The sequence below is a fragment of the Agrobacterium sp. M50-1 genome, assembly GCF_049843495.1.
GTDB lineage: Bacteria > Pseudomonadota > Alphaproteobacteria > Rhizobiales > Rhizobiaceae > Agrobacterium > Agrobacterium radiobacter.
Window position 1 is genome coordinate 40,919 of sequence record NZ_JBBHZH010000013.1, and the last position, 12,618, is coordinate 53,536.

General features: G+C 57.7%; 13 protein-coding genes. 6 read left to right on the forward strand and 7 right to left on the reverse strand.

Annotation, left to right across the window (positions count from 1 at the left end):
* Nucleotides 1–131: 131 nt before the first annotated feature.
* Together WDZ78_RS22520 and WDZ78_RS22525 are read left to right on the forward strand one after the other, a co-directional pair.
* A complete protein-coding gene (locus WDZ78_RS22520) occupies nucleotides 132–398 on the forward strand; it encodes a DUF6460 domain-containing protein (RefSeq protein ID WP_003493739.1) in 267 nt (88 codons plus the stop codon).
* Nucleotide 399: 1 nt separating this feature from the next.
* The gene (locus WDZ78_RS22525; RefSeq protein ID WP_020010977.1) at nucleotides 400–897 is read left to right on the forward strand and encodes a CAP domain-containing protein; all 498 of its coding nucleotides are present in this window, start codon (nucleotides 400–402) and stop codon (nucleotides 895–897) included.
* 131 nt (nucleotides 898–1,028) lie between these two features.
* Here the strand turns inward: WDZ78_RS22525 and WDZ78_RS22530 are convergent, their stop codons facing one another.
* Both WDZ78_RS22530 and WDZ78_RS22535 read right to left on the reverse strand, forming a co-directional pair.
* A complete protein-coding gene (locus WDZ78_RS22530; protein ID WP_425674296.1) occupies nucleotides 1,029–2,120 on the reverse strand; it encodes a quinone-dependent dihydroorotate dehydrogenase in 1,092 nt (363 codons plus the stop codon).
* Nucleotides 2,120–2,473 (reverse strand): DUF952 domain-containing protein, encoded by a 354-nt coding sequence (locus WDZ78_RS22535; protein WP_020010979.1) that lies wholly within the window; start codon nucleotides 2,471–2,473, stop codon nucleotides 2,120–2,122. Before WDZ78_RS22535 ends, WDZ78_RS22530 begins: the two co-directional genes overlap by 1 nt.
* Nucleotides 2,474–2,726: 253 nt before the next feature.
* Between WDZ78_RS22535 and WDZ78_RS22540 the strand changes: the two genes are divergently transcribed.
* Nucleotides 2,727–3,377, forward strand: coding sequence for a response regulator (locus WDZ78_RS22540; RefSeq protein WP_020010980.1), 651 nt, complete (start codon nucleotides 2,727–2,729; stop codon nucleotides 3,375–3,377).
* A gap of 112 nt (nucleotides 3,378–3,489) precedes the next feature.
* Nucleotides 3,490–4,140 carry a S24 family peptidase gene (locus tag WDZ78_RS22545; RefSeq protein ID WP_006313323.1) on the forward strand — a complete coding sequence of 217 codons (651 nt, stop codon included), beginning with the start codon at nucleotides 3,490–3,492 and terminating at the stop codon, nucleotides 4,138–4,140.
* A 68-nt stretch (nucleotides 4,141–4,208) separates the two neighbouring features.
* Here the strand turns inward: WDZ78_RS22545 and WDZ78_RS22550 are convergent, their stop codons facing one another.
* Nucleotides 4,209–4,961, reverse strand: coding sequence for a polysaccharide deacetylase family protein (locus tag WDZ78_RS22550; protein WP_020010981.1), 753 nt, complete (start codon nucleotides 4,959–4,961; stop codon nucleotides 4,209–4,211).
* Between the two features lie 26 nt (nucleotides 4,962–4,987).
* Nucleotides 4,988–6,283 carry a Wzy-type polysaccharide biosynthesis protein UppY gene (uppY, locus tag WDZ78_RS22555; protein WP_020010982.1) on the reverse strand — a complete coding sequence of 432 codons (1,296 nt, stop codon included), beginning with the start codon at nucleotides 6,281–6,283 and terminating at the stop codon, nucleotides 4,988–4,990.
* A 286-nt stretch (nucleotides 6,284–6,569) separates the two neighbouring features.
* On the opposite strand from uppY, the gene uppX reads away from it, so the two are divergent.
* Nucleotides 6,570–7,862 carry a Wzx-type polysaccharide biosynthesis protein UppX gene (gene uppX, locus WDZ78_RS22560; RefSeq protein WP_026363784.1) on the forward strand — a complete coding sequence of 431 codons (1,293 nt, stop codon included), beginning with the start codon at nucleotides 6,570–6,572 and terminating at the stop codon, nucleotides 7,860–7,862.
* 20 nt (nucleotides 7,863–7,882) lie between these two features.
* On the opposite strand, the gene WDZ78_RS22565 is transcribed toward uppX, so the two are convergent.
* Nucleotides 7,883–8,644, reverse strand: a complete 762-nt coding sequence (locus tag WDZ78_RS22565; protein ID WP_020010984.1) for a transporter substrate-binding domain-containing protein — start codon at nucleotides 8,642–8,644, stop codon at nucleotides 7,883–7,885.
* 169 nt (nucleotides 8,645–8,813) lie between these two features.
* Here WDZ78_RS22565 and WDZ78_RS22570 point away from each other — a divergent pair, with 169 nt between their 5' ends.
* On the forward strand, nucleotides 8,814–10,736 hold the full coding sequence (locus WDZ78_RS22570; RefSeq protein WP_425674297.1) for a glycosyltransferase family 2 protein: 1,923 nt from the start codon (nucleotides 8,814–8,816) through the stop codon (nucleotides 10,734–10,736).
* Nucleotides 10,737–10,948: 212 nt separating this feature from the next.
* On the opposite strand, the gene WDZ78_RS22575 is transcribed toward WDZ78_RS22570, so the two are convergent.
* Nucleotides 10,949–11,242: a hypothetical protein gene (locus tag WDZ78_RS22575; RefSeq protein ID WP_425674298.1), complete on the reverse strand. Its 294-nt coding sequence runs from the start codon at nucleotides 11,240–11,242 to the stop codon at nucleotides 10,949–10,951.
* 52 nt (nucleotides 11,243–11,294) lie between these two features.
* Entirely contained in the window at nucleotides 11,295–12,020 is a 726-nt protein-coding gene (gene aqpZ, locus WDZ78_RS22580; protein ID WP_080817969.1) for an aquaporin Z, read from the reverse strand.
* Between the last annotated feature and the right edge of the window lie 598 nt (nucleotides 12,021–12,618).

Sequence of the window (12,618 nt, forward strand, 5' to 3'; positions counted from 1 at the left end):
AGCCATAAAAAAACTCAAGTCCTATTTCATGGCCCCTGCGTGGAATTGACGGATATGGCGCGATATAGTGCGCGAAAACTTGCATCGAAGCGGTGCGCCCCATATGTCAGGATAAAACAGGAGACTTGCTGATGGCCGGTGAGGTCAACAAAATGCTGGGTGATACGGTGGCCCGCACCGTGGTGAAACTGCTCGTCGTTTCATTGCTCGTCGGCTTTCTGATGGCGATCTTCGGATTGACGCCGTGGAACATCATCTACGGCGCGCGTGATTTCGTGGTCGATCTGTGGCGCAGCGGTTTCCATGCGCTCGGCGCAATCGGCGACTATCTGATCCTTGGCGCAACGATCGTCATTCCCGTTTTCATCATCCTGCGCCTCCTGAGCTATCGCCGCTGACATGACAGATTCCACGCTTCAAACGCTTTCACGGCGCGGCTTCGTGCTGCTTTCCGCCGGTTCCGTTCTTTCCGCCTGCGTTTCCATGCCCACCAATAAGGGCATGCCATCGGGCACCCGCGATGAGACCGCGGCAGCGCTTCCGATGGTCAACGAGTTGCGCCGCTCGAAAGGGCTTTCGCCGCTCGCCATCAATGGCGCGGCTAGCAGCGCCGCCGCCTATCAGGCCGGCCGTATGGTCAAGGCGCAGAAGATGGCGCATCTGATCGGCCTGACCGACAGTTTCCTCATCCGCATGAAGGACGGCAGCGTACCGCTACCCGCGGCGGAAAACGTGGCCGCAGGTCAGGACAGCGTTGAGCGGGTCGTCAAGGCCTGGATCGGCTCCAAACACCATCTCGAAAATATGCTGGGTCCCTATAATGGTCTCGGCGTCGCGGTTGCCTATGACGCCGCCAGCCGCAACCGGCCCTATTGGGCGATGGTGCTCTGCGCCTGAGATATTAGGCCCGGGCGGCGGGCGAAAAACGCTGATAGATTTCGCCACTCCGCCAGCGATGCTGAAAAAGCGTCCTCCTCGAGCTCGACCCGAGGATTGGCGCACTCTTTTTTCAAGCAGCCTGCCAACGCTCAGCCAAGCTTGCGGTCGGCCCAGCGGTCCACCGCGCTGTCGCGCAGTTCACGGATCGACTCCACGCCCTCGCGGGCGACCAGCTTCGACAGTCCCTTGACGATGGCCGATGGCAGGCCGGGACCTTCATAGACCATGCAGGAATAAAGCTGCACGAGATCGGCCCCCGCCCTCACCTTTTCCAGCGCCGTTTCCGCGGATGAAATACCGCCAACGCCGATAATCGGCAGGCTGCCGCCGACACGACGGCGCATCTTGGCGAGAACGATGGTGGAAAGCTCGAACAGCGGCTTGCCGGACAGGCCGCCGGCCTCGCCCTTATGCGGACCGGGGCGCAGACCTTCGCGGGAGAGCGTGGTGTTCGAGACGATCAGGCCATCGAGATCATGGGCGAGCGCCTCTTCGGCAACATCATCCAGCCCCTCTTCGGTCAGATCGGGCGCGATCTTGAGGAAGACCGGGATGCGTTTGCTGAAACGTTCGGCTTCCGCCTTGCGGCGCTCCAGCACCGCCGTGAGAAGGGCGGCAAGGCTTTCGCGCGCCTGCAGGTCACGCAGACCGGGCGTATTGGGCGAGGAAATATTGACGGTGAAATAGGACGCAACCGAATAAAACGCCTCGATGCCCTGCACATAATCGGCGATGCGGTCTTCGCTATCCTTGTTGGCGCCGATATTGACGCCGACAATACCGCGCAGACGCGCCTGCTTCAGGCGCTCCAGTGCAGCGGCATGACCTTCATTGTTGAAGCCGAGGCGGTTGATGACACCTTCATCTTCGACCAGGCGGAAGATGCGCGGCTTGGGATTGCCGGATTGCGCCTTCGGCGTGACGGTGCCGATTTCGGTGAAGCCGAAACCGAGCCTCAGAAGCGGCCCCGGCACTTCCGCATTCTTGTCGTAACCGGCCGCCATGCCGAGCGGATTGGGGAACACGAGACCCGCCACGGTCTGCTGCAGACGCGGATCGTGCGGCACCATGCAGGTGGGCAGAAAGCCGCTTTTCAGCGCCGCGATGGACAGGCCATGCGCTTTTTCCGGATCGACGAGAAACAGGCCCTTGCGGCCGACAGAGGAAAATAATCCGCTCATCACAAAATCTCCGGAAACTGGTGCTGGCCGTCGTGGCCGAGTGAAAGCGGCGTTTCCCAAAGCACGGCGGTCAAGGGAAGAGACGCGTAGAGATGCGGGAAAAGATCGCCGCCTCTGGACGGTTCATAGACCAGCCTGTCGCCAAGCGCCGCGCCGTCGACTGCAATGAGAAGCAGATCGACCTGGCCGGAAAAATGCCGTGCAGCGGTCTCGGCCACCTGTTTTGCCGTTGAAAAATGAATGAAGCCATCGGTCAGATCTATGGCCGCGCCTTCGAAGACGCCCTTCGCCCTGGCCGCATTCCACAACGTCTCCGGCACGATTTTATAGATGATCGCGGGCGTTTCCTGCATGGGGCTCTCCAAGGCTTTCCAGCGCTTTCCTGTCCGGGCGGTTTGCCGTAAAGCATGGCAATTGTCCACAGTTTCCACGGCATTTTTATTGCGGAAGCCCTGAAAGACCGCCTGTCCACAAGCTTTTCCTTGTAATGCGGGAGCGATTGGCGCAACCTTTGGCGGAGGAGCCGGAAGCGTTCGACCGCCGGCAAATGGGAGTGCGCCAGTACCCAAATAAAGAACCGCATAACGCCCTTGGGAGGGGGCCAGAATGTCGGAACTTGTCATTATCATAGCAGATGACCACCCGCTTTTTCGCGGCGCCCTGAAACAGGCCGTATCCGGCCTCGACGGGCAGCAGACCATTGTTGAAGCCGGAGATTTCGAGGCTGCCCGAAGTGCGGCCGCCGCGCGCCACGACGCCGATCTCATGCTGCTCGACCTCGCCATGCCTGGGGTGAGCGGATTTTCAGGCCTGATGGCGCTGAGGGCGGAGTTTTCCAGCCTGCCGATCGTCATCGTTTCGGCAACGGACGATGCGACCACGGTTCGCCGGTCAATCGAACTCGGCGCTTCCGGTTTCATTTCCAAGTCCTCCGGTATCGATGATATCAGAGACGGCATCCGTGCGGTTCTGGAAGGCGATGTCTGGATACCGGCAGGTCATCAGGGCGACAAGGAACAGGATCCTGACGTGGCCGATCTCATCGGTCGGCTGAGAACACTGACACCGCAGCAGAGCCGGGTTCTGGGCATGCTGGCCGAAGGGCTGCTGAACAAGCAGATCGCCTATGAGCTCCATGTTTCCGAAGCCACCATCAAGGCGCATGTCTCCGCGATCCTGCTGAAGCTCAAGGTCGACAGCCGCACGCAGGCGGTAATCCAGCTCGCCAAGATAAATACCTCGGCCATGGTGGCGTAGGGAAAGGATTTTATTCCTTTACTTGCTTTACTCCTGACCGGATATGGTCTAGATTCCGGTCAATATACGACAGGAGCTTTCCGCTATCGGCTCCACTTGCGGGCTTTCTATCATGCTTTCACACGAGACGATCTGGAGCGCCATCGATACGCTTGCCGAACGCCATCAGCTGACGCCTTCGGCATTGGCGAAGCGCGCCGGCCTCGATCCCACCTCGTTCAACAAATCGAAACGTTTCGGGCCGGATGGCCGCAAACGCTGGCCTTCGACGGAATCCGTCTCCAAGGTACTGGAGGCGACGGGGGCAAGCGTCGACCAGTTTTTCGGTTATGCTTTTGGCAGGGCGCAGACGATGCAGCCTTCAGGTGCCGACAACGCTATTCCCCTGCTCGGTTTCGCGCAGGCCGGTTCCGGCGGTTTTTTCGATGATGGCGGTTTTCCGGCCGGTCAGGGCTGGGATGTGGTGGAATTCCCTTCCTCTCCCGAGCGCAAACAGGGCGTCTATGCGCTGGAAGTGCAGGGTGAGAGCATGATGCCGCTTTACCGTGACGGCGACATCCTCATCGTGGAGCCGGGCGCACAGGTGCGGCGCGGTGACCGCGTGGTGCTGAAAAGCCGCGACGGCGAAGTGATGGCGAAGGTGCTGGCACGGCAAAGCCCCAAAAACATCGAGCTTCTTTCGCTCAACCCGGAACATCCCAATCGCAGCTTCGACATGGCCGATGTGGAGTGGATTGCCCGCATCATCTGGGCCAGCCAGTAGCTCGCAATTGCGGACACTGGCTTCCCGTTTCAGCCGTTGCGGCCCGGGAAACGCGCAGAGAATTTCCTCTACAGGCCGAGCGCCGTTGCCGCGGCATCGACCGTCATGATCTTCGCACCACCGGACACCGCCCTGCGGACGAGGCCCTGAAATCTGTCTTCAGGGCAACCGTAAAAGCTTGGTGTGCGCGAAACATCATGGGTGAAGATGATGAGCCAGCCGCCTTTCTGCAGAACATCTTCCAGCCACTGGTCGGCGGCGTTGAGGTAGTTCTGATCCGCACGCAACTCGACTGCGGCAAGATTATACGGGTCGATGCTGCCCCGGTTGATGCCAGGCATGATGCCGCGTGCAGTCCTGAACCGGCGCCGCAGCAGCGACTGCATGACCGGTGAGGCCATGCCGAAGGGAACGGAGAAATTGCGACCGTGGCGGCTTCCATCGAATGATCCGAGCACAGTGTCATTGCGATCGAGATCCGCCTCGAGCCCCCGTCGTGAAAAGCTCGAAAGTTTGCGATGGGAAAAGGTGTGGCAGGCAAGTTCATGGCCGGCCGCGGCCAGTTCCGAACAGCCTTTTGTGGAAATCATCTGCTGTTGTTCATCGTATTTGTCGATGAACACGCCGGCGATATAAAACGTCCCGCAGACGCCCTCGTTTTCCAGAATGCGCGCACCCGCCGTCCAGGCACTTGCCGGCACATCATCGAATGTGAAGGACACGATCGGTTCGGATGTTTCGATCCGTGCCGCAGGTCCCGGAAAATAGCGCACCAGCCGGTTATTGATCCGGTCTGCAAAAGTCCCGATTTTTTGCGTCATACAAAGCCCCCCGGCCTGTCTGCAAATTACTGCCCCTGTTCAAGTATGTCGTAAGCCTGATGCCTCAAACAATAGATTGCGATCAGCAGAGAAGACCAGATAGGCCCGGTTCCGGTAAAGAAATTACTCTCAAGACACGAAGAAAGCAGCGCATACACCCAAATTCGTGCAAAAAGTCGGGTCAGGCCCGGATCGGTGCCCTTGTCCACCGCCGTGCGGAAATCGTTCGCGGGAATGATGACCAGCCAGATGACGGTGAGAATGAAGGCCGGCAAGCCGCCATTCAGCAGGCTTTCAATATAGCCATTATGGGCATGAAAGGCTGTGACGGCCCAGGTGCCGGCTATATCGGCTTGCGACAGGAGCCGGTCGCTCGCCCAGAATGCCTGGAACCCTTGCCCGAAGATCGGCGATTGCGCAAAAGTGTCGAAGGACAGCCGCCATATGTCCGTGCGGCCAGTGAAGGTGGAATCGATGCCCAGGCTTTCGACAAAATTCTGTATGCTTGGGAAATAAGTGGAGCCGACCGCGGATATGTTGATGAAGGCCAGAAGACCGCCGATCATCAGCAGCGTGCGGTGGGCATGCCTTTCCATGATCCAGATCAGCGCGACGGTGACGGGCAAAAGCATGGCCGCGGTTTTTCCATTGGTCTTCCAGAGGAAAAAACCGGCCAGCAGCGTGATGGCGATGCCGCCCAGCGTCGACCAGGCGTTGCGCAGGTAAAGCCCGATCATGAAAAGAATAATCATGGCCGGAGCGGCGGCGTTCTTGTGGTTGAAAATGCCGCGCCAGTCTCCCGCGAGCGCTTTCTCATCGAGATCATAGGGCTGATGGATCGAGCGCGAACTGAGGAAGATCACCCCCAGATAACACAACGCCAGGAGAATGATGGCGAAGATAGCCATCATCCGGTCGAACTGCCGCCGGTCCCGCGGCATGACGACGAGAACGCTGGTGATGAAGCACAGGAGCGCCGTGAAGACCAGACGTTGCAGCGACGTGCCGGGCTGGGTTCCAACCACGGAGCATATCGCCAGCCAGAAGAACAGCAGCAGAATGGGCAGTCGCGGCCGCAGCAGTAGACCCGTCAGCCGGTGGCGCAGTGCAAAAACGCCGAGGATCAACGCGATCACGAGGCCGGTCAGCTGGTTTGCGGCGGCGTGCGGTACAGGTGGCGCTGCGAGATTTTCGAAAGGTGCGACGGAAATCCAGATATAGAGCATGGTGGCGACGAAAAAAATCGCGTCGCGCCGGCCGCCGGCAAGGGATATCGCACTGCCCTGCGCAGAGAGGGGCTGCGTGTCAGCCAAACGCGGCATGGTCGCCTGCACCTGATATGGATGATCGGATCATTGGCCTGCCTTGTGACGAACAACGAAACCCTTCTGAAACAGGGCCATGTCCAAATAACCATAAACAGTCATTATCATCATTATTATGCAATTGCTTTAACCCTCTCTTACCTCAAGAGGGATAAGACAGGATAAACTGCCATTCATTCGGGTCGCGGACCTTCACATTATTGGCCGGTTGCGGCTTTTTCAGTTCGCCAGATCTTAAAAACAACGCAGTCATTTTTGAATTCCCCCGGCAATGCCGGAAAACATGGAGAATGAGGTGTCGTTCAATACGCCGCGGCTCGGCCATCTAGTCAGACTGGGATTGACCTACATGGCGTCAGGCGGAGCGCTCCTCATGTCCAGCGCCGCCCAGCTTTTGACCTTCGCGTTGCTTGCCCGCCATCTCGGTGTCGAACAATTCGCGCTTTACGCCTCCATCACGGCCGTCACCAATCTCGGCGTCCAGATATGCGGTATCGGTTCGCAGGAATCGCTGATCCGCCGTGTGGCGCAGGATCGCAGCATGTTTCCCGTCATGCTCGGCCACAGCTATCTCCTGAGCGCCGCGACCGGCGTGGTGCTGACAATCATCGGCATGGTGACGATCCCGGTATTTTTCCCGACCTCGGAAACCCTGCTGCACACGCTAATCACCACCTTCCTGATCCTGTTCACGAACCTCGTCCTCCTGAAAGTCATCTCGCTTTCCACGCAGAGCTTCATCGCGCATTCCGACTTTGCCTCCGCCAACAAGCTGGAAGTGATGTTTGCCGTCGCCCGCACCATTGCCGCGGTGGTCGCCTGCCTCATCTTCAAGGTGGAAACCGTGGAGGCCTGGGCGCTGTGGAACCTCGCCGCCCACACCATTGCGGCCATGATTTCGGTGAAGGCGATCGCGAGACTAGGCCGCCCGGTGTTCCGCATCGTGCGTGAGGAAATCCGCATCGGCGTCCTGTTTTCCACCCAGTTCCTGTTCAAGGCCGTGCGCGGCAATGCCGATATTCTCGTTCTCGGCGCCATTGCCAGCGCCGAGGTGCTCGGCAGCTATTCCATCGCCCGGCGCATTCTCGACAGTTCCTATCTCTCCGTCGAAGCCCTCAACCGGCTGATCTATCCGGGTTCGGCCTCCGCCGCCCTGCAGGGCATCAGCAAGACCATAGAGCGCGCCTATAACGTGCTGAAGGCTGCACTTTTCATCGCGACCGGCAGTGCGCTCGTCATTTTCATCATCGCACCCTTCCTGCCGCTTTTGTTTGGCGATGAATATGTTTCGCTGCCTATCATCACCCGCGTGCTTTGCTGGGCGGTTCTGCCGATGGCCGTTGCCGCCACCGCGCTCGAGGCGCTCGGCGCATCCGGACGGCAGGATATTCGCGCGAAGATCTGGAACAGCGGTAATCTCATCGGCTCCGTGGTCGTGGCCTTTTTCACCTGGTCCTTCAGCATTTCGGGAACGATCGGCAGCTATTTCATGGTGGAAACCGCGATCGCCGCCGCCGTGTGGATCGCGCTGCTGCGCCTGCGCCGAAACGAAGAGGTTTTTGCGCCGGCCAAATAAGAGCTGGCGGCCGGCTCTCTCTAATAGAGCCCGTAAGGGAAATAACGCCGGTAGATTTCTTCCAGCCTTCCATTGCGGGAAAGGGCCGCCAGCGCCTGATCGAAAGCCGGAACAAGCACGTTGTCGGGATCGACGGTCATGATGGACAGGCCCTCGCCGAGAAACCTGTCGGACATATAGGGACCACCGAAGAGGGCGCAACAGCCTTCGGACGCGGTTCCTGAAATCCAGAAAGGCAGGCGCAGACCATCGGCGAAGATGGCGTCCACCTTACCTTTCTTCAATGCGTCATACATGGGTTCGTAACCATCGAAACCCTCGGCCGTGGCCTTTGGAAAAAATGCTTTCAGCATCTGTTCGTGCCGCGAAGCGGCAACCACACCCACCTTCTTTCCCGAAAGCGCATCAGCGCCGGAGCCGGTGAATTTCGCCGCCTTGTTCACCGCAAGACGGGCAGGCATTAAGAGATAGGGCCGCGAGAAGGTGAAACTCTTGCGCAGATCGGCAGTGGTGGCGAGGCCGGAAATGACCGCTTCGCCCTCACCCATTTCGAGCGCCGCCTCCAGCTCGTCAAACGGCAGCGCCTGCACCTGGCATTTGCTTTCCACCTTCAACTGGGCGCAGATTTCACGCACCAGATCGACATGGAAACCCGCAAGCCGGCCTTCCTGGTCGGTAAAATTGAACGGCGGAAAATCGACCGACATCAGAAATCTGATGCGGGGAACGGAAGAAAGGTCGCCGCCCGGAAATCGCTCCTGCGCATCGAACAACACCGGCATCCGGTTCCCGTCCGACAGGCCCTCCGCACGTACATCGCTAAAAAAACCAGTAAATTGTAAAGCGAAAGCTAAAGTAAATCCGAGACTTATATTCCGCGTTACATTCGTCATTCTCATCTATACTATCCGTGACAGAAAGTGGGCGTTACCATGACGGCGGCGGCAATGCATGGATTATTCTAGGCAATATACACGAGATTCGTTTCGCACGACGCCGGCGACACGAAAAATTGCATTTTCCCATCTCAATGAAAATCCACTCTCAACCGCTTCCGAACAGGACCAAGCCCGCTTTCTCTCTTCGCTGGGATTTGGCAGGCCCTATATCGAGGCATTCGAACAGCAGGCTCTGGAAAATAGCTCGACTTTGGAGGACGAATTGCTGGCAAGCGGTCTCGTCACGACGGATGCCTATTTCGGCGCTTTCGCCAGGTTCCTGCGGTTGCCGTTTCTCCCGAAAATCGATCCGGATCGTGTGACGGACTTGAATAAGCTGGACACTCAGCTCTTCGAACCAAGGTTCCTGCGGCTGACACCGCTGAACGGCACGCCAACGCTGCTGATCGTGCCGGAACTGGCGCGGATGGCGTCGCTGAAAAACATGCTGGATCAGCGTCCGCGTCTTCTCAACGACTTTGCCGTCACAACCCCGCAGGCCATGCGCAACGCAATCTGGAAAGCGGGCGAGGCCCGCCGCTCGGCAGAAACCCAGCAGCGGCTTTTCAACACGGCGCCGCACCATTCCGCCAGGATCACGCTGCATGGCCAGCAGGGCTTTTGCAGCGGCGTTCTCCTTACGCTGCTCATTCTGTCGCTGCTGTTTTACACGGAAGCGGCATTTACGTATCTCCATGTCACCCTGACGATGCTTTACCTTTTGACCCTGCTTTTCAGGCTGTTCGCGCTCGTTCATCTACCCATGGAAAAGGACGCCACCTTGCCTCTTCGGCAGGAAAACGAATTGCCTGTCTATACCGTTCTGGTGGCGCTTTACCGGGAAGAGGCCGTCATCGGGCAGCTCATCGGCGCATTGGAGCGTCTGGACTGGCCCAGATCCCGGCTGGACATCAAGCTTGTCTGCGAGGCGGACGACGACGCAACGATCGAGGCGATCCGTCGGATAAACCCCGGCCCGCATATAGAGGTCGTCAGGGTGCCCCCCTCCCTGCCGCGCACCAAACCCAAAGCCCTCACCTATGCGCTTTCCGGCGCTCGCGGCGCATTCATTGTGGTCTATGATGCCGAGGACCGGCCCCATCCGCAGCAATTGCGCGAAGCCTATACCGCCTTTCGCAGCGAGCCTGACGAGGTGGCCTGCCTGCAGGCGCCGCTTATCATCAGCAATGCCTCTTCCTCCTGGCTCAGCGCCTGTTTCGCCTTGGAATATTCCGGTCTCTTCCGCTGCATGTTACCTGTGCTATCCGCACACGGCTTGCCGCTGCCGCTTGGCGGCACCTCCAATCACTTCCGGACAGCCGTGCTGCGGCGGGCCGGCGCCTGGGATCCCTACAATGTAACCGAGGACGCCGACCTCGGACTCAGGCTGCATCGGCTCGGTTATCGTTGCGGCGTCATCCGACGACAGACGCTGGAGGACGCGCCGACCTCGCTGCCCGTGTGGCTGAACCAGCGAACACGATGGTACAAGGGGTGGCTGCAAAGCTGGCTGGTGATGACCCGTGCGCCTTTTGCGACCGCCCGCGACATGGGATGGTTTGCCTATATGGTTTTTCAGCTGCTGATCGGCGGCATGCTTCTGTCGTCGCTTGCCCATCCCCTGCTCTTCGTTTCCCTGACATTCATGATTATCGCCATCCGGGAAAAAGGCATCGATCTGCTACTCACCTGGCAGGGTCTGCTGTTTTTTATCGATGCGCTCAATATCGTCGGAAGCTACACGATCTTCGTACTGATGGGCCGAAGCAGAATGATCGCCTATGAAAGAAGACATGTCGGAAGGCGATGGCTGGCGATGCCCGCATATTGGCTGATGTTATCAGTCGCGGCCTGGCGAGCCGTGGTGGAGCTCAAAACCAAACCCTTCGCATGGAACAAGACACCACACGCGCCGGTCGTCAAAAAAACCGGCTGACCCGGCATTTTCGAAAACAGTCAAAATAGTTTTGGTGCTTCTTTAGGCCAACCGCGGCGACGCTTCATGGTTTCAGCGACATAACGTTATCCGCAAAGCCGCTTCAGGCTTTGCAATACCGCTGTCATCAATAATAGAAGCCAATGCCTTGCCGAACGAAGCTCCTCCTTCGGCAAGGTCCGTCATTTCATCCTGAAATCGACCGAACCGCTCTACTTGGCAACGAGCTTGTTCTTGATCAGGCCGACGATGATCTGCACGATCAGACCACCGACGCCGCCGCCAACGAGCTGACCGGCAAGAGCGCCGATATCCACGCCGCCGGCTGCCGCACCGCCCGCCGCGCCGAGCAGCGATCCGAGCACGGTTCCGCCGCCGAGGCCGCCAATGGCGCCGGCAATCAGGTTGCCGAGCGAACCAAGATCGGAGTCCTTCACTATCTTTCCACCGGCCGTGCCGCCTACCGCACCGCCAACGATTTGGGCCAATATCGAAGCAATATCCATGTCATCCTCCTCAGTCGTTTCCCCGACCATTCGGGGAAACAAAGCCTCTTATTCACGTCTGCGCAGGCTGAACCGAACCGGCATGGCCGGCCTTCTCTTCCTCGCCGAAAATTTTCCAGATCACGGCCCCGATGGCGCCACCAAGGATCGGAGCAAGCCAGAACAGCCAGAGCTGCTGCAGCGCCCATCCGCCGACGAACAACGCCTGTCCCGTCGAGCGGGCCGGATTGACGGATGTGTTGGTGACCGGAATGGAAATCAGATGAATAAGGGTAAGGGCAAGACCGATGGCGATCGGCGCGAAGCCGGCCGGAACCCTGCCATGCGTCGACCCCAGAATGACGATCAGGAAAAATGCGGTCAGGATGACTTCGATCAGCAGCGCCGATACGAGAGAATATCCACCGGGCGAATGTTCGCCGTAACCATTGGCGGCAAAACCGCCAATGTCAGCTCCGGCCTTGCCGGTGAGGATGACATAAAGCGCCGCGGCCGCGACGATCGCCCCCAGAACCTGAGCCACGATATAAGGCACGAGGTTTGCCGCCGGGAACTTACCCGCAACCGTGAGGCCCACCGAAACGGCCGGATTGAAGTGACCGCCCGAAATGCCGCCAACCGCGTAGGCCATGGTCAGAACCGTCAGACCAAAAGCAAAAGCGACACCAAGGAAGCCGATGCCGAGTTCGGGAAAGCCGGCGGCAAAAACCGCGCTGCCGCATCCTCCGAACACGAGCCAAAAGGTTCCCAGAAACTCCGAAAGAAGTTTGCGACTCATAACACTTCCCCTATGTTACGACTGCATCAACTATTACGTGCAATTTAATCGTAGTCAAGCTAAATTGTGTACTATTCTTTTTTGGTAACGCCCTTTCATTGGAAGCGTTGCGCCATCCACAACCCGAACGACATCGGATGGCCATCGAAGCGAGATTTTCACAGATATTACACTTCAAATAGTCCAACGCTGCGATCTGCCGCGTCGTCCCCTCAAAGGTCATATATCACGTCATCAAAACGATGATTCCAAGTAAAATCGCGAACCTACACTATAAGAAAAAAAATTTTAAATTATTATTCAGCCATTTACAATAAAACATTCTTCAAATATAGTTTATTATATATGTATAAACGATTATGAACATCTGCAAAGACAACAATATAATCCCAGCTGGCATGCAAAATATTACTCTTGATCTGTTTGAAATCTGCTTATCAGAATCCCCTTCGTACGACTTCCATTTCGGGTGACTATCAAGCTCAAAGTTCCAGTTATTGTGTTTATAAAACATAATATCTCGAACTTCTGATATTGTCATAGACACCAAAAAATACACCGTCACATATATATAAAATATTACTAAAATAATGTTCTC

Coding starts and splice junctions, on each gene's coding strand:
- WDZ78_RS22575 (WP_425674298.1), bottom strand. CDS start 11,242: ATGGATATTGCTTCGATATTGGCCCAAATCGTTGGCGGTGCGGTAGGC.
- WDZ78_RS22535 (WP_020010979.1), bottom strand. CDS start 2,473: ATGCAGGAAACGCCCGCGATCATCTATAAAATCGTGCCGGAGACGTTG.
- WDZ78_RS22530 (WP_425674296.1), bottom strand. CDS start 2,120: ATGAGCGGATTATTTTCCTCTGTCGGCCGCAAGGGCCTGTTTCTCGTC.
- uppX (WP_026363784.1), top strand. CDS start 6,570: ATGGAGAATGAGGTGTCGTTCAATACGCCGCGGCTCGGCCATCTAGTC.
- uppY (WP_020010982.1), bottom strand. CDS start 6,283: ATGCCGCGTTTGGCTGACACGCAGCCCCTCTCTGCGCAGGGCAGTGCG.
- WDZ78_RS22545 (WP_006313323.1), top strand. CDS start 3,490: ATGCTTTCACACGAGACGATCTGGAGCGCCATCGATACGCTTGCCGAA.
- WDZ78_RS22550 (WP_020010981.1), bottom strand. CDS start 4,961: ATGACGCAAAAAATCGGGACTTTTGCAGACCGGATCAATAACCGGCTG.
- WDZ78_RS22540 (WP_020010980.1), top strand. CDS start 2,727: ATGTCGGAACTTGTCATTATCATAGCAGATGACCACCCGCTTTTTCGC.
- WDZ78_RS22565 (WP_020010984.1), bottom strand. CDS start 8,644: ATGCCGGTGTTGTTCGATGCGCAGGAGCGATTTCCGGGCGGCGACCTT.
- aqpZ (WP_080817969.1), bottom strand. CDS start 12,020: ATGAGTCGCAAACTTCTTTCGGAGTTTCTGGGAACCTTTTGGCTCGTG.
- WDZ78_RS22520 (WP_003493739.1), top strand. CDS start 132: ATGGCCGGTGAGGTCAACAAAATGCTGGGTGATACGGTGGCCCGCACC.
- WDZ78_RS22570 (WP_425674297.1), top strand. CDS start 8,814: ATGGATTATTCTAGGCAATATACACGAGATTCGTTTCGCACGACGCCG.
- WDZ78_RS22525 (WP_020010977.1), top strand. CDS start 400: ATGACAGATTCCACGCTTCAAACGCTTTCACGGCGCGGCTTCGTGCTG.